This window comes from Stenotrophomonas ginsengisoli (assembly GCF_001431485.1).
In the GTDB taxonomy this organism is placed as follows: Bacteria; Pseudomonadota; Gammaproteobacteria; order Xanthomonadales; family Xanthomonadaceae; genus Stenotrophomonas; species Stenotrophomonas ginsengisoli.
On record NZ_LDJM01000013.1, the window covers coordinates 1 to 15,960 of the forward strand.

The following is a 15,960-nucleotide window of genomic DNA, read 5'->3' on the forward strand; positions in this document are numbered from 1 at the left end:
GGCTCGCTGGTGATGCTGCTTCCCGAGCTGGGCCCCCGCCCTCCCAATGCCCTGCATCGCCCTTCCCACTTACCCTGGATGGAAGTCCAGTACAGCTTCTATTACGTAGACAAGGTGCCGATTGATGCGGTGCTGGAACGCGCCACCAGCCGCTGGTACCAAACCGGCGATGCCTACGAGGACAACGACCCGCGCGAGCAACTGGCCCTGCGCCCGGCGGCCCTGCAGCTGCATGGGCTGACCCGGCACGATGTGGACCCGGCCCTGTTCGAACAGCACAAGCAGCGGGCCATAGCCAAGTTCGGCAAATGGCAGGACCGCACCGGCTATGGCATGGGCGATGACTGGTATATCGCCCGCGATGCACAAGGACGCTTGCGCAGTTTCATCAACTGCGACGCCCACCAGAAACCGGACGGATTGCTCTGGGATGGTCAGCAATATCGTTTGACCGATGCCAAGACCACCGCCAGTTGCGACCACCACTTCATCGACCGCAAACGCAGCTACCACATTCATTCAAGCTACGCGCGTGTACATCTGGCGCAGTGGCAGGCCATTGAAGCGGCATTCCACCAGCTACTGGATGCCACCCAACTGGATTGACACCGATTGCATCACAGGACTGACCCATGAACGGACTCACTGAAAAGGACCTGCAAATCCTCCAGCACTATGCTGCTGAAGGAAACCGGGTGCTCTACTTCAACTACCTGGCTTCGCTGGAAGGCGTGGACAAGTACCCGGCCATGGCCCTGGGCGTTGTCAACAACGATTCGCTGGCCGGGCAGATTGCCAACCGCCACGCTGCCGGCTTTGTGGCCCGCCAGCAGTCCGAACACGGGTCGGTGCACCCGGACCGCCCGGACATGACCGAGCGTGACTGGGAACAGTTCGGCATCGAGTTGATCCGCCAGGACCTGTATCGGCGGCAGTACCACATGCGCCGCGGGGATACGCATCTCGCGCTGAACCTGCCTGGCGAAGATGTCAAGCTTTCCCACGAATTGGCCTTCCGCGAACATCGGCTGGACCCGCGCGCCTGGACACCCCAAGCCGCGATGGAAGCGGTGCTGGCTGCCCGTGGCGAGAAGGCCATGCAGGCCTACTGGGAAATGCAGCTGGACGGCGGCCTGCTGAACATGGGCGTTTGGCGTGCCGGTGAAACCATGGTGCGCAATTCACTGGAGCGCGGATGGTGGGACGGCGGCATCGCCAACCTCGGGCTGGTGGCACATGGCTCGGCCACGATCATTGCCAAGGGTATTGACCCCACCATCACCTACCAAGACCCCAACCGCATCGTGCTGGGAGGCAGCCTCTACCAGCACACCGCCCAAGGCTGGATGCTGGCAACCCGCGACAATGCCTTCAAGGACGGCTTGCCGCACGACCGGCTGCACCCGCTTGCCGACCCCGCCCTGCGCGAGGTGCTGGACCATACCCGCCAGTTGCGCCTGGAAAAGCAGCAACTGCGCCAGGACTACCACCCCGATGACCCCAACCGCGGGCGGCCGCTGCAACAGTCTGCCGACCTGGGCGAAGAGCAGAAGCTCGAACTGGAACACCGGCTGCTGGCACAGACCCCGCGTCACCCGGCCAACCCCGACCACCCCGCGCATGCGCTCTACACCCAGACCCGCTCCGGCGTGGCGCAGCTCGATGCACAGGCCGGCCGCGCCTACGATGTGCGCAGCGAAAACATGACCCTGGCACTGACCGCGCAGGCCTGCGCGGCCGGCCTGACCCGGGTGGATACGGTCCTGCTGAGCTGCGAAACAACCGATGCACCGGCCGCCGCGCGCGTGTTTGCGGTGCAGGGTGCGCCGCAAGACCCTGCGCATTGCCGGGCCCACCTGCCAACCGCGCAGGCCTGCCAGCAGCCGGGCGGGCAATCACTGGCCCTGCTGGAGCAGGCTGGCGAGCAACAACAGCAGGCACGTGCGCAGGAGCAGCTGCAGGCGCAAGCGCAGCTGCAGGCACCCGCACGGCAGATGGCCTGACGCCCAGGCGCAGCCGCGCAACTCAACCGCCCGAAGCGTGCTTCCAGAACAGGCTTACCAGTGGCGGCAGCTTGCCGGCCAGGCCCATCGCCGGGCCACGGGCCAGGCTCAGGTGCAGCTCGTCGTTGGAGAACAGGGTGTTGATCGCCGAAAAGCTCTTGGCCGCCACCGTGGCCTCGCTCTGCCGGGCGTTGGCCCAACGTTGCAGGCGTGCGGGGCTGGCCCAGTCACGACGCTTGGCCTTGGCATCGAGCACGCTGGCCCGCAGTGCGGCCACATCGCGCAGGCCCAGGTTGACGCCCTGCCCGGCCAGCGGATGTACCGCATGGGCGGCATCGCCGATCAGCAGCACCCGGCCATCCACATAACGCTGCGCCAGCTGCCGGCGCAGCGGGAAAGCCACGCGCTTGGAGGCCAGGCTCAACGCCCCCAGGCGGCCGCCAAAGGTATTGGTCAGCGCGCGGTTGAAGGCCGCCTCGTCCAGCGCCAGCATCGCCGCGGCCTGCTCATCAGGCAGGGTCCAGACGATCGAGCTGCGACGGCTGCCGGCCGGCAGCACCGCCAGCGGCCCGGTCGGCAGGAAACGCTGCCAGGCCGTGGCTTCATTGGGCAGCTCGCTGTCGATATAGGCCACCAGGCCGCGCTGGCCATAGTCATGCCGGTCCACGCCGATGCCGGCCATGTTGCGCACGGCCGAATCGGCTCCGTCGGCGGCAATGACCATGGCCGCCTCCAGGCGGCGGCCATCGCTCAACCGCACCCGCACGCCATCGGCGTCCTGTTCCAGCTGCTCCACCGTGGCCGGACATTCCACCCGCACGCCCGACAGCGGCAGCCCGGCCCACAGGCGGTCGACCAGCAGGCCGTTTTCGATGATCCAGCCCAGCTGGGCCCGTCCCAGGCGGTCGGCATCGAACAGCAGTTCCTCGCCGCCGGCCGCATCCCAGACCCGCATGCGGCGGTAGGCCGGGGCACGGCCACGGCATACCGGTTCCCATACGCCCAGTGCCTTGAACAGGGCGGCGTTGTCCGGAGCGAAGGCATACACCCGCAGGTCCGGCCTGTCGGCCTGCCAGGCAGGCGGCTCGCGCCCCTCCACCAGCACCACCTCCAACCCGGCCTGGGCCAGCGACAGCGCCGCCGCCGCGCCGACCACGCCGCCACCGACCACGATGGCATCCAGACGCTGCTGGCGGCTCATGCGGCATCCTCCCGGCACAGGGCCGGCACATCGCCACGAAAGCCCATCGCCCCGCCCACCAGGTTGGCCTTCAGGCTGTCCGAGGCTGAAGTCGCAAACAGGCCGAGGCTGCGCAGGCCGCGCGCGGCCGGGCGCTGGTTGCCGGTGAAGCGTGCCAGGCCATCGGAGAAGGCCAGGGTCTGCTCGCGGTCCGGGCCACGCCGGGCGACATAGGCGTCCAGCTGGGCGGCATCGCCCAGGGCGCTGCGGTCGTTTTCGATCAGTTCGGCCAGGGTCAACGCATCGCGCAGGCCGAGGTTGAAGCCCTGCGCACCGATGGGGTGGATGGTCTGCGCGGCATTGCCCATCAGCACCACCCGTGGCGCCACCAGCTCACGTGCCAGCACCCGGGCCAATGGATAGCTGCTGCGCGGGCCTACCTCGATCAGGCGCCCGGCACGCCAGCCAATGGCGGCCTGGGCACGGGCCAGGAAGGCCGTATCGTCCAGCGCGGCCACCGCCGCCGCCTCGCTGCGCGGCACGCCATGGATGAAGCCGTAATGGCGGTCACCACGCGGCAGCAGCGCGGTCGGGCCGGTATCGGTGAAGCGTTCCCAGGCGGTGCCGTCCGGGCCGCGCTCGGCGCGCACCCGGGCCACGAACAGGGTCTGCAGATAATCGTGTTCAAGCGTGCCGATGCCGCAGGCCTGGCGCACCATCGAGGCAGTGCCGTCGCAGCCGACCACCAGCCGGGCCTGCAGCACCTGCTCGCCAGCGGCGTCGGCAATGACCACCGCACGGCGGCCATCGACCACCTCGCCCAGACGCACAAAGCGTGCCGGGCGATAGCGCACCAGGGCCGGCAGCTCGGCCAGCCTTGCTTCCAGGGCCAGGCCGAAATCACGCGCCACCACCACCTGGCCAAACCACGGGCGGTCGTAATCGGCCGCCTCCAGCTTGACCCGGCCAAAGTCGCCGGCACGGCTGACATGGATGCGCCTGATCGGCCCGGTCGGGCTGCGCAGCTTGGCCATCACCCCCAGCGCGGTCAGCGCGTTGATGGTGGCGGCGGCAAAGCTCAGGTTGCGCTGGTCGAACACTGGCGGTGGCGCATCGCCACCATTGGCCTCGACCAGGGCGCAGTCCACGCCGATCCGCTGCAGGGCAATGGCCAGGCTGGCACCGACCAGCCCACCACCGACGATCACGACATCATGGTTCTTGCTCATGCCGGCCATGATAAGCCACCGCCCCGCTGGCGCTGCGGCCGGCGCTGGCTAGAATGCACCTTCACCTATGCAAGTACGGATGGACCATGGGCAACCGTTTGTCGAAGATCTACACCCGCACCGGCGATGACGGCACGACCGGGCTGGGCGATGGCAGCCGCACCGGCAAGGATGCGCTGCGGGTGGAAGCCTTCGGCACCGTGGACGAGGCCAACTCGGCCATCGGCGTCCTGCTCGCCGTGCCGCTGCCCGAGGATGTGGCCAGCCTGCTGACCCGCATCCAGCACCAGCTGTTCGACCTGGGCGGTGAGCTGTGCATCCCCGGCCATGCGGCCATCATCGATGCCGACATCGATGGGCTGGAGCAGCAGCTGGACCATTACAACGATGCCCTGCCGCCGCTGAAGGACTTCATCCTGCCGGCCGGTGGCGAGGCCGCCGCCCGCTGCCACCTGGCCCGGACCATCGTGCGCCGCGCAGAGCGCTGCAGCGTTGCCCTGTCACGCAGCGAGGACGTGCGGCCGCAGGCCCTGCGTTACCTGAACCGGTTGTCGGACCTGCTGTTCGTGCTGGCCCGGGTCCTGGCCCGTGCCGACGGCCACGGCGAGGTGCTCTGGCAACACGCCCGTCGTCACGGCTGAAGGAGCCTTCCGTGCTGGTGATCACCCATCCCGCTTGCCTGGGACATGATCCCGGTCCGGACCATCCTGAATCGCCACAGCGCCTGCAGGCGGTGACCCAGGCCCTGCAGGCCGCCTTCGGCGACAGCCTGCGCTGGCAGCAGGCCACCCCGGCCAAGTACGGCGAACTGGCCCGGGTCCACGATGTGCAGATGATCGAAACGGTGATGGCCGAACAGGCCGAGCCGCTGCGTGCGCTGGACCAGGACACCTATGCCAGCCCGGACTCGGCCGAGGCCGCGCTGTACGCGGCCGGTGCCGGCGTGGATGCGGTGGATGCGGTGATGGACGGCCATGCCAGCACCGTGTTCTGCGCGGTACGCCCGCCCGGCCACCACGCCACCGCCACCGCGCCGATGGGTTTTTGCCTGTTCAACAACGCCGCCATCGCCGCCGCCTATGCCTGTGACCGCCACGGCCTGGAGCGGGTGGCGGTGGTGGATTTCGACGTCCACCACGGCAACGGCACCCAGGACATCTTCCAGGCCGAGCCCCGGGTGGCCTATTACTCCAGCCACCAGGCCGGGCTGTTTCCGTATTCGGGCCTGCGCCGTGACCGCGGCGTGGGCAACCTGCTCAACATCCAGCTGCCGCCGGGCAGTGGCGGCTTCCGCTTCCGTAATGTCTGGGCCGATGAAATCCTGCCGGCAATCGAGGACTTCCGCCCCCAGCTGCTGATCGTGTCAGCCGGCTTTGATGCCCACATGCGCGACCCCCAGGCCGACCTGATGCTCGATGCCGAGGACTTTGCCTGGCTGACCACCCAGCTGCGCCAGATCGCCAACCGCCATGCCGGTGGCCGGGTGGTTTCGCTGCTGGAAGGTGGCTATGACCTGCAGGCCCTGGCCGAATGCAGCGTGGCCCATGTCGGTGCGCTGTGTTGATCGCTTAGATGAACCTGAAAATGAACATTCATTGCCCCTGTGCAGGTGATGCGGCAAGCTAACTGCCGTTTGCCCAACCAGCCGACCCCCGTGCGCCGATCCCTACGCCTGCTGCCCCTGCCACTGAGCATCGCCATTGCCCTGCCGGCCCTGGCCGATGAAAAGCCGGTCAACTGGAATCTGTGCCCGGCCACCGATGCCCTGCCGGCCTGGGCCGAAGCGCCACCGGCCGACCCGGCCCAGGCTGCCATTCGCGACCAGCTGCCCACCGAGATCGAGGGCGACGCCCTGACCGGTACCAGCACCACCCCGGAGTACTCGGGTAATGTGCTGATGCAGCGCGGCGACCAGTTCATCGGTGCCGACAGCCTGCGCACCGATACCGATACCGGCAACTACATTGCCGAGGGCAACATCCGCTATTCGGACTCGCGCTTCCGCGTCTCGGCCACCCGTGCCGAGGGCAACAGCCAGACCGACAGCCACCGCATCAGCGACATCCAGTACCAGTTGATCGACCGCCGCGGCAACGGCAGCGCCAGCTCGATCGACCTGCAGGGTGCGGTGGGCCAGGTGCATGACTCCACCTACACCACCTGCGATCCGTCCCAGGTGGTCTGGCGCCTGGATGCCCCGGACATCGAATTCGACAACGAATCCGGCTTCGGCACCGCGCGCAATGCGGTGCTGCGGGTGGGCAAGGTGCCGGTACTGTGGGCGCCGTACTTCAAGTTCCCGATCGACGAGCGCCGCCAGACCGGCCTGCTTTATCCCAAGATCGGCCTGTCCGGGCGCAATGGTTTTGATTACGCCCAGCCGATCTATTTCAACCTGGCACCCAACTACGATGACACCCTGACCCCGCAGATCATGACCGAGCGCGGTGTGGCCATCGACAACGAATTCCGTTGGCTCTACCAGCGCGGCCGTGGCCAGCTGGACACGATGTGGATGCCCGATGACAAGTTGCGCGACCGCGACCGTGGCCGCGTGGACCTGTCCGGCTACCACAACTTCAACCGCACCTGGCAGGCCCGCTCCAACATCAGCTGGGTCAGTGACGAACGCTATGTCGAGGACTTTTCCAGCCGCATCGACAACTTCAACAACTCCAACCTGAAGAGCACCGTCGGCCTGTATGGGCAGGGCAACAACTGGCGTGCCGGCATCATGGCCGAGCACTACCAGCTGATCGATTACACCCTGACCGAACGTGCCCTGCCCTACAACCGCGAGCCGCGGCTGTATGTGAACTGGGACAAGCCCATCCTGCCCTGGCTGGAAGCGGGCATCTGGGCCGAGGCGGTGCGTTTCAGCCATGACGACGTGCGCCTGAAGAACGCCGATTACGAGCGCACCGGCGTGGAGCAGCAGATGCCCGGCGGCAGCCGGGTGGACATCAAGCCCTGGCTGTCCATGCCCCTGACCGGCGCCTCCTGGTATGTGACCCCGACCGTTGCCTGGCGCCACACCGAGTACCAGCTGGACCGCGCCCTGGCCGACAACCTCGGTGGCGACCGTTCGCCCAGCCGCAGCCTGCCGATCACCACGGTGGATGCCGGCATGTTCTTCGACCGCGAAACCACCATCGACGGCAAGCCGTTCCTGCACACCCTGGAACCGCGCCTGTTCTATCTCAATGTGCCCTACCGCGACCAGAGCGGCATGCCGTTGTTCGATACCCGCGCCTTCACCTTCAGCTGGGGCCAGCTGTTCCGCGACAGCCGTTACACCGGCCCGGACCGCCAGAACGATGCCAACCAGCTGACCATGGCCCTGAGCACGCGCCTGATCGACCAGCGTACCGGCCGCGAAAAGCTGTCCGCCTCGATCGGCCAGATCCAGTACTTCGAAGACTCCCTGGTCACCCTGAACAACACCGAGGTACCGGTTGAACAGGGCAAGTCGGCCTGGGTGGCCGATGCCAACTGGGCCATCACCGACCGCTGGACCGTGGGCACCACCTACCAGTGGAACCCCAGCTACAAGAAGGAAGACCTGGCCAGCCTGCGCGCGACCTACCTGTTGCCCGAGGACGGCATCGTCAACATCGGCTACCGCTACCGCCGCAACCCGCGCAGTGGTGCCGACCAGCTGGAACAGGCAGACCTGTCCTTCCTGTACCCGATCAACCCGCGCTGGAGCGTGGTTGGCCGTTACTACTACTCGCTGCTGGATGACAAACCGCTGGAAATCATCGGCGGCGTGCAGTGGGACAGCTGCTGCCTGGCCGTGCGCGCCCTGGCCCGCCGTTACGTGCGCAATCGCGAAGGCGACATGGACAACTCCATCCAGGTCGAGTTCGTGCTCAAGGGCCTGAGCTCCATTGGCCAGAACACGGACCGTACTTTGTCCCGTGCTATTCTCGGCTACAACCGCGACGACCTGTATCTGGTACCGCCCAGCCGCAGTGGCGTTGACAGTGACGACTACGATCCGAATCAGATCCCATGACCAAAACCCTGCCTGTCCTGCTGGCCGCCACCCTGGCGCTGAGCACTGCCACCGCCACCGCACTGGCCCAGGAAGCCGCGCAGCTGCAACCGCTGGACCGCATCGCCGCCATCGTCGATGAAGACGTCATCCTGCAGAGCGAGCTGGATGACCAGGTGCGCACCATCCGTACCCAGTACGCCGATCGTGCCGACCAGTTGCCGCCGCCGGCCGTGCTGGAACGCCAGGTCCTGGAGCGTCTGGTCCTGACCAAGCTGCAGCTGGCCCGCGCCAACGGCAGCGGCATGCGCATCGGTGATGAGGAACTGAACTACACCATCAATGCCATTGCCCAGAACAATGGCACCACGGTGGAGGGCCTGGCCCAGCGTCTGGCCGCCGACGGCCTGACCATGAACGCGTTCCGCCAGAACATCCGCGAGGAGCTGACCATCCAGCGCCTGCGCCAGAGTTTTGCGCAGAGCCGCATCGTGGTCTCCGAAGGTGAGGTCGATGCCGCCCTGGCCCAGGCCAATGTCAACGGCGTCCAGTACAACCTGGCCAACCTGCTGGTTGCCCTGCCCGAAGGCGCCACCGCCGAACAGATCAGCACCGCCGAGCGCAAGATCGCCGGGGTCAAGGAGCTGATCGACAAGGGCGAGCTGGACTTCAACGCCGCTGCCGTGCGTTATTCCGACGGCCCCAACGCGCTGGAAGGTGGCGATCTGGGCTGGCGCACCATGGACGAGATCCCCAACGGCTTCACCCAGTTGCTGGCGCAGATGCAGCCGGGCCAGGTGATCGGCCCGATCCGTGGCCCGAGCGGCTTCCAGCTGCTCAAGCTGGTCAACCAGCGTGACGCCAGCGCAACCGCCACCCAGACCATCACCGAAGTGCAGGCCCGCCACATCCTGGTCCGCGTCAATGCCGACCAGGACGACGCCGCTGCACGCAGCAAGGCCCAGGCCATCAGCACCCGCCTGGCCGCTGGCGCGGATTTTGTCCAGGTGGCCAAGGAAGTCTCCGAGGACACCAATACCCGCAACCAGGGCGGTGATCTGGGCTGGTTTGCCGCCGATGCCTTCGGCCCGCAGTTCGGCCAGGCTGTCGGCGCGCTCAGCGACGGTGGCATCAGTGCCCCGTTCCGTACCGATGCCGGTTGGCACATCCTGCAGCGCCTGGCCTCGCGCCAGACCAATGTGGCCGATGAAAGCCGCCGCGCCCAGATCCGTGAAACCATCGGCCGCCGCAAGCTGGAAGACGAATACAACCGCTTCCTGCAGGAACTGCGTGGCGAGGCCTTTGTCGACTTCCGCAGCGGCGACCGCGCCGAGACCACCAGCAACTGACCGGTAGCCCCGTATGACCCGCCGGCCCACCCTCGCACTGGTACCGGGCGAGCCGGCCGGCATCGGTCCCGAGCTGGTCATCCGCCTGGTCCAGCAACCGCGCAACGATTGCCGGTTGCTGGCCTATGCCGACCCGCACACCCTGCAGCAGGCCGCCCGCGCACTGGGCCTGCCGCTGCAGCTGCTGCCTGCCCATGCGCAGGCAGCAGCCCCGGGCGACCTGCCCCTGCACCCCATCGTCAATGCCGGCCGCACCTGCTTTGGCCAGCCGGACCCGGCCAACGCAGCCGCCGTGATCGGCGCACTGCTCGCTGCCGGCGCCGCCTGCCTGGATGGCAGCGTGGACGGCGTGGTCACCGGCCCGGTGCACAAGGCCGCGATCAATGCCGGCGGCATTGCCTACAGCGGCACCACCGAACTGCTGGCCGACCAGGCCGGGGTCGAGGTGGTGATGATGCTGGCCAATCCCGGCCTGCGCGTGGCCCTGGCCACCACCCATCTGCCCCTGCGCGCGGTTCCCGACGCCATCACCGCCTCCTTGCTGGAACAGGTGATCGGCATCACCCGCAGCGCCCTGCAGCGCGATTTCGGCCTGCCCGACCCGGTCATCGCGGTGCTCGGGCTCAACCCGCATGCCGGTGAGGACGGGGTGCTGGGCGATGAGGAAATCACCACCATCACTCCGACCCTGGAACGCCTGCGTGCCCGTGGCTGGCGCCTGCCCGGCCCGTGGCCGGCCGATACCGCCTTCCTGCCCCACCGCCTGGCCGGGGTCGATGCCGTGCTGGCGATGTATCACGACCAGGGCCTGCCGGTGCTCAAATACGCCGGTTTCGAACAGGCCACCAACATCACCCTGGGCCTGCCCTACCCGCGGGTGGCGGTCGATCACGGCACCGCGCTGGAACTGGCTGGAACCGGAACAGCCGACCCCTCCAGCCTGCTGGCTGCCGTGCAATTGTGCGCGGCACTGGCCCGGCAACGTAAACTGTGCACATGACCTCGCCTTCCTCCCCCCCGGCCGGCTTCACCGCGCCGGCGAAAAAGCAATTCGGCCAGCACTTCCTGGCTGACACCCATTACGTGGACAAGATCGTGATGGCGGTCAACCCGAAGGCTGGCGACCGCCTGGTCGAGATCGGCCCGGGCCAGGGCGCCATCACCTTCCCGCTGCTGCGCAAGCACCCGGAACTGACCGTGATCGAGTTCGATCGCGACCTGATCGCCCCGCTCACCGCTGCCGCCGCCCCGCTGGGCCAGCTGACCATCATCCACCGCGACGTGCTGCAGGTGAACTTCAGCGAGCTGGCCGAGCCCGGCAAGCAGATCCGTCTGGTCGGCAACCTGCCCTACAACATCTCCTCGCCGATCCTGTTCCATGCCCTGGAGCATGCCGCGGCAATCAGCGACATGACCTTCATGCTGCAGAAGGAAGTGGTCGACCGCATGGCCGCCGGGCCGGGCAGCAAGGTCTATGGCCGCCTGAGCGTGATGCTGCAGGCCTACTGCCGCGTCGATTCGCTGTTCATCGTGCCGCCGGGCGCCTTCCGCCCGCCGCCGAAGGTGGACTCGGCCGTGGCCCGTCTGGTCCCGCATGACCCGGCCAGCGTCGGCATCAACGACCATGCCCGCTTTGCCGAGGTGGTCCGTGCCGCCTTCGGTCAACGCCGCAAGACCCTGCGCAATGCCCTCAATGGCGTGTGCACACCGGAACAGTTCGAAGCAGCCGGGGTCCGCCCGGACGCACGTGCCGAACAAATCGAGGTCGCGCAGTTCATCGCGCTGGCCAATGCCCCGGCCGCCTGACAGCGGCCACACGCTCCACCTGATCCACCGAGCAATGGACGACCAACCGCGCTACGCCATACACGTCACCGTCGATCCGCGGTTTCTGGAGGAACACTCCGACCCGGAACAGGGACGCTATGCCTTCGCCTACACCATCACCCTGCACAACGCGGGCATCGAACCGGCACGACTGCTGGCCCGGCATTGGAAAATCACCGATGGCCAAGGCAATATCGAGCACGTCGATGGTGAAGGCGTGATTGGCGAACAGCCACGCCTGCGTCCCGGTGAGGATTACCGCTATACCTCCGCAGTGATGCTGGGTACTGTCCAGGGCACCATGCAGGGCCACTACGACATGCTCAGCGACGACGGCACCGAGTTCATCGCAACGATCGCGCCGTTCGCCCTGTCCATTCCAAGAACGCTGCATTGAGGGAGGCCCAAGGATGAGCATCTGGGCAATCGGCGACCTGCAGGGCTGTTACGACGTCACCTGCCGTCTGCTGGAAAAAATCAAGTTCGACCCCGCCGCCGACAAGCTGTGGTTCTGCGGCGACCTGGTCAACCGCGGCGGCCAGTCGCTGGAAACCCTGCGTCTGGTCCACTCGCTGCGCGAGCAGAGCGTGGTGGTGCTGGGCAACCATGACCTGTCCCTGCTGGCGGTGGGCTCGCGTACCGAGGAAGAGCAGCGCAAGGTCAACCCGGACCTGCAGCGCATCGTCCTGGCCGAGGACCGCGACGTGCTGCTGGACTGGCTGCGCATGCAGCGCCTGATCCATGTGGACCGCGACCTGGGCTGGATGATGTTCCATGCCGGGCTGGCGCCGAAATGGACCGTGGCCATGGCCGAGAAGCACGCCCGCGAGGTCGAGGCGCAGCTGCACGGCAATGGTTACCGCAAGCTGTTCCGCAACATGTATGGCGACCAGCCCAGCTGGTCACCGGCACTGAGCGGTTACGAGCGTTCGCGCGCGATCATCAACATCTTCACCCGGATGCGCTACTGCAGCCCGCGCGGCCGTATCGCGATGGAGGACAAGGGCACCCCGGGCACCCAGGCCCAGGGCATCTATCCCTGGTTCGAGGTTCCCGGCCGGGTCGAGCGCGAACTGAAGATGGTCTGCGGCCATTGGTCGGCCCTGGGCCTGACCATCACCCAGGGCGTGCATGCCATCGACACCGGCGCGGTATGGGGCGGCAAGCTGACCGCCCTGCAGCTGGACAGCGAGGACCTGCGCGTGGTCCAGGTGCCGGGCCGTGATGTACCCAAGCCCGAAGCCCCGGCCGCCGTCCGCCCGCCGCGCCGCCCGCGCCCGGAAGGCCAGGCCCCGGCCGGCAACCCTGCCGAGAAGGGCAGCCGTGGCGGCACGGAAGGCAACAACGGCAACAACGGCAACAACGGCAACAACGGCCAGCGTGCGCGCAACAACCGCCATCGTGGCAACCGCCATCGTGGTGGCCGCGGCAACGGCGGTGAAGGCAGCAAGCCACAGGGTGGCGGCAACAACGGCACCCCGCCAACGGCCACGCCGAACAGCTGAACAAAAAAACGCCGCATTGCGGCGCTTTTTTCATCCTGCCGACACCGCCTCAGCGCCGCCGGTAATCGACAAAATCAAACGCGAAGGCATGCCGGTCATCGGCGCGGTGATGCTCGCGGGCCACTTCCTGCCAGCCCGTCATGTCCAGCGCCGGGAAGAAGGCATCGGCATCGGCCACCGTGGTGTGGACATGGGTCAGGTGCAGCACGTCCACCTGGTCGATCAGCTGGGCATACACCTGGCCGCCCCCGATCACACACAGCTCGACCGCGCCGCTGGCGGCGGTGCGTGCCAGCGCCTGCTCCAGGCTGTCCACTGCCTGCATGCCGGCAAACGGCACCTGGCCACTGCGGGTGAGGACCAGGTTCAAACGCCCGGGCAGCGCGCGCCCCAGTGAGTGCGCGGTCTTGCTGCCCATCAGGATCGGCTTGCCCAGGGTCAGCGCCTTGAACCGGGCCAGGTCATCGGGCAGATGCCAGGGCATCTGGTTGCCCCGGCCGATCGCACCGTCATTGGCCAGCGCGGCCAGCATCGATACGCGCACATCAGCGTGCGTCATGCTCACACCGCCACCGGTGCCTTGATCGCCGGATGCGGGTCATAGCCTTCGATGCTGATGTCCTCGATGCGGAAATCCTCCAGCCGGGTGATGGCCGGGTTGAGCCGCAGTTGCGGCAACGGCCGGGACTGGCGCGACAGCTGCTCGCGCGCCTGCTCGAAGTGGTTGGAATACAGGTGGGCATCGCCCAGGGTATGGACAAAATCGCCGACCTGCAGGCCGCAGACCTGGGCCACCATGTGGGTGAGCAGGGCGTAGCTGGCAATGTTGAACGGCACACCAAGGAAGATGTCGCCACTGCGCTGGTACAGCTGGCAGCTCAGCTTGCCGTCGGCCACATAGAACTGGAACAGGCTGTGGCAGGGCATCAAGGCCATCTGCTCCAGCTGCCCCACATTCCAGGCGCTGACAATCAGGCGGCGTGAATCCGGGTTGCGCTTGATCTCCTCCACCACCCATGCGATCTGGTCGAAGGTCTGCCCGTCGGCGCCTTCCCAGCTGCGCCACTGCTTGCCGTACACCGGCCCGAGGTCGCCATTGGCATCGGCCCACTCGTCCCAGATGCGGACGTTGTGTTCCTTCAGATAGGCGATGTTGGTATCGCCGCGCAGGAACCACAGCAGTTCGTGGATGATCGAGCGCAGATGCAGCTTCTTGCTGGTGACCAGCGGGAAGCCCTGGCCCAGGTCGTAACGCATCTGCCAGCCGAACACGCTGCGGGTGCCGGTACCGGTACGGTCGGCCTTGTCGGTGCCGTGTTCCAGCACATGGGACAGCAGCTCCAGATAGGCGCGCATCAGGGGGTGCCCTTGTCAGTGGTGGTCACCGGCTGCAAGACCGGGGCGCGGCGTGAGCACCAGACCAGGTACACGCCCAGCACGATCAACGGAATGCTCAGCAGCTGGCCCTTGGTGAACCAGTCCCAGGCCAGGTAGACACCGTTGTCGGGCATGCGCACGAACTCCACCGCGAAGCGGAACACCCCGTAGAGCAGGGCGAACAGGCCGGAGACCAGATAGCGGCCGCGCGGTTTGCGCGACACCCACCACAGCACCACGAACAGGACCAGGCCTTCCAGCGCGGCCTGGTACAGCTGCGAGGGATGGCGGGCATAGGCGTCCAGTGCGCCACTGGCATGCAGGGTGCGCAGGGCCTCGGGGCTGAGCTGGGCCAGCTCGGCCGGCAGGCTGTGCGGGAACACCACGCCCCAGCTGCCGTCGGTGGTCTTGCCCCACAGCTCGGCACCGATGAAGTTGCCCAGGCGGCCAAAGCCCAGGCCCAGCGGCACCAGCGGGGCCACGAAATCCATGGTGTCGAAGAAATGCAGCTTGTGCTTGCGGCTCCACCACAGGCTGGCGATCAGCACACCGACCAGGCCACCGTGGAAGCTCATGCCGCCTTCCCAGACCCGGAACAGCAGGGCCGGGTTGTCCAGGAACGCACCCGGCGTATAGAACAGCATGTAGCCGATGCGCCCGCCCAGCACCACGCCGATCATGGCGTAGAACAGCAGGTCGGAGAAGGCATCGGCATTGACCCCGGGCAGGCGCCCGGCGGCGATGCGCCGGTTGCCCAGCCACCAGGCCGCGCCGAACCCGAGCAGGTACATGATGCCGTACCAGTGCACGGCCACCGGGCCGATGGAGAAGGCGATCGGGTCGATCTGGTGCAGGTAGGTCATCAGGCCTGGCTCTGGAACAAACGAAGACCTCTATTGTTGGTCATCGCGCCGGTGCTGGCCAGCGCCGGTGCCAACCGGTTCACAACAGGTGCGGGCGGTCGGGCAGCCCGGCCTCCGTCTGCTGCTGCCCGGCAATGGCCGGCAAGGCCGTGGCCAGCAGCCCGGACATCTCCTCCACCGCCCGCTGTACCGCGTCGGCCAGCGGCATCTGCTGGCGGACCCGCTCACGCAGCCGGTCACAGACCTGCTGCCATTGCTCCGGAGTGATCAGCCCGGCCAGGCCACGGTCGGCCACCACTTCGATGGCATGGTCGGCCAGCAGCAGGTACAGCAGCACCCCATCGTTGCCGGGTGTATCCCAGACCTTGAGCAGGGCAAAGGCCCTCTCGGCGCGCTCGCGGGCGGTTTCGCCCCGCCACAGCGCCCCCCAGCCCAGGTCGGCTTCCACCGCCAGCACCAACTGGCCACGATGGCGGCGCTCGCCGGCTGCGATGGCCTGGGTGATGGCCTGCAGCTGCGCCTGGCCAAACCAGCGCTGTGCCGAGGGCATGCATAGATGGCGCAGCCAGCGCATCACCAGCTCCCCGAGGCGCCACCGCCTCCGGACATGCCGCCACCGCCGCCCCAGCC

Annotated in this window: 16 protein-coding genes; 10 read left to right on the top strand and 6 right to left on the bottom strand. The window is 67.2% G+C overall.

Going from position 1 to position 15,960, the window contains the following annotated elements; genetic code table 11:
• Positions 1-606 (top strand): hypothetical protein (locus ABB30_RS05680; RefSeq protein ID WP_211263458.1); only part of this gene is annotated, 606 nt, incomplete at its 5' end.
• A 26-nt stretch (positions 607-632) separates the two neighbouring features.
• Entirely contained in the window at positions 633-2,003 is a 1,371-nt protein-coding gene (locus ABB30_RS05685) for an XVIPCD domain-containing protein (protein ID WP_057637348.1), read from the top strand.
• A gap of 22 nt (positions 2,004-2,025) precedes the next feature.
• On the opposite strand, the gene ABB30_RS05690 is transcribed toward ABB30_RS05685, so the two are convergent.
• Positions 2,026-3,204: a UbiH/UbiF family hydroxylase gene (locus ABB30_RS05690; protein WP_057637350.1), complete on the bottom strand. Its 1,179-nt coding sequence runs from the start codon at positions 3,202-3,204 to the stop codon at positions 2,026-2,028.
• The gene (gene ubiH, locus ABB30_RS05695; RefSeq protein ID WP_057637362.1) at positions 3,201-4,412 is read right to left on the bottom strand and encodes a 2-octaprenyl-6-methoxyphenyl hydroxylase; all 1,212 of its coding nucleotides are present in this window, start codon (positions 4,410-4,412) and stop codon (positions 3,201-3,203) included. The genes ABB30_RS05690 and ubiH overlap by 4 nt, the downstream gene beginning before the upstream one ends.
• Positions 4,413-4,498: 86 nt before the next feature.
• Between ubiH and ABB30_RS05700 the strand changes: the two genes are divergently transcribed.
• From ABB30_RS05700 to ABB30_RS05735, 8 genes are all read left to right on the top strand, one after another.
• Positions 4,499-5,053: a cob(I)yrinic acid a,c-diamide adenosyltransferase gene (locus ABB30_RS05700; protein WP_057637352.1), complete on the top strand. Its 555-nt coding sequence runs from the start codon at positions 4,499-4,501 to the stop codon at positions 5,051-5,053.
• An 11-nt stretch (positions 5,054-5,064) separates the two neighbouring features.
• A complete protein-coding gene (locus ABB30_RS05705; protein WP_057637353.1) occupies positions 5,065-5,976 on the top strand; it encodes a histone deacetylase family protein in 912 nt (303 codons plus the stop codon).
• A 90-nt stretch (positions 5,977-6,066) separates the two neighbouring features.
• The gene (lptD, locus tag ABB30_RS05710; RefSeq protein ID WP_057637363.1) at positions 6,067-8,430 is read left to right on the top strand and encodes an LPS-assembly protein LptD; all 2,364 of its coding nucleotides are present in this window, start codon (positions 6,067-6,069) and stop codon (positions 8,428-8,430) included.
• Positions 8,427-9,758: a peptidylprolyl isomerase gene (locus ABB30_RS05715; RefSeq protein ID WP_057637354.1), complete on the top strand. Its 1,332-nt coding sequence runs from the start codon at positions 8,427-8,429 to the stop codon at positions 9,756-9,758. The genes lptD and ABB30_RS05715 overlap by 4 nt, the downstream gene beginning before the upstream one ends.
• Before the next feature lie 13 nt (positions 9,759-9,771).
• Complete coding sequence (gene pdxA, locus ABB30_RS05720) at positions 9,772-10,758, top strand: 4-hydroxythreonine-4-phosphate dehydrogenase PdxA (protein WP_057637355.1); 987 nt, start codon at positions 9,772-9,774, stop codon at positions 10,756-10,758.
• Positions 10,755-11,564 (top strand): 16S rRNA (adenine(1518)-N(6)/adenine(1519)-N(6))-dimethyltransferase RsmA, encoded by an 810-nt coding sequence (gene rsmA, locus ABB30_RS05725; RefSeq protein WP_057637356.1) that lies wholly within the window; start codon positions 10,755-10,757, stop codon positions 11,562-11,564. Before pdxA ends, rsmA begins: the two co-directional genes overlap by 4 nt.
• Before the next feature lie 34 nt (positions 11,565-11,598).
• Positions 11,599-11,982: a Co2+/Mg2+ efflux protein ApaG gene (gene apaG / locus ABB30_RS05730; protein WP_057637357.1), complete on the top strand. Its 384-nt coding sequence runs from the start codon at positions 11,599-11,601 to the stop codon at positions 11,980-11,982.
• 13 nt (positions 11,983-11,995) lie between these two features.
• Positions 11,996-13,090, top strand: a complete 1,095-nt coding sequence (locus tag ABB30_RS05735) for a symmetrical bis(5'-nucleosyl)-tetraphosphatase (protein ID WP_057637358.1) — start codon at positions 11,996-11,998, stop codon at positions 13,088-13,090.
• 49 nt (positions 13,091-13,139) lie between these two features.
• Here ABB30_RS05735 and ABB30_RS05740 read toward each other — a convergent pair whose 3' ends face one another.
• From ABB30_RS05740 to ABB30_RS05755, 4 genes are all read right to left on the bottom strand, one after another.
• Positions 13,140-13,634, bottom strand: coding sequence for a dihydrofolate reductase (locus ABB30_RS05740; RefSeq protein ID WP_211263459.1), 495 nt, complete (start codon positions 13,632-13,634; stop codon positions 13,140-13,142).
• A gap of 17 nt (positions 13,635-13,651) precedes the next feature.
• On the bottom strand, positions 13,652-14,446 hold the full coding sequence (locus ABB30_RS05745; protein WP_057637359.1) for a thymidylate synthase: 795 nt from the start codon (positions 14,444-14,446) through the stop codon (positions 13,652-13,654).
• Positions 14,446-15,330, bottom strand: coding sequence for a prolipoprotein diacylglyceryl transferase (gene lgt / locus ABB30_RS05750; protein WP_057637360.1), 885 nt, complete (start codon positions 15,328-15,330; stop codon positions 14,446-14,448). Before lgt ends, ABB30_RS05745 begins: the two co-directional genes overlap by 1 nt.
• A gap of 79 nt (positions 15,331-15,409) precedes the next feature.
• Positions 15,410-15,904, bottom strand: a complete 495-nt coding sequence (locus ABB30_RS05755) for a TPM domain-containing protein (RefSeq protein WP_057637361.1) — start codon at positions 15,902-15,904, stop codon at positions 15,410-15,412.
• Positions 15,905-15,960 lie beyond the last annotated feature (56 nt).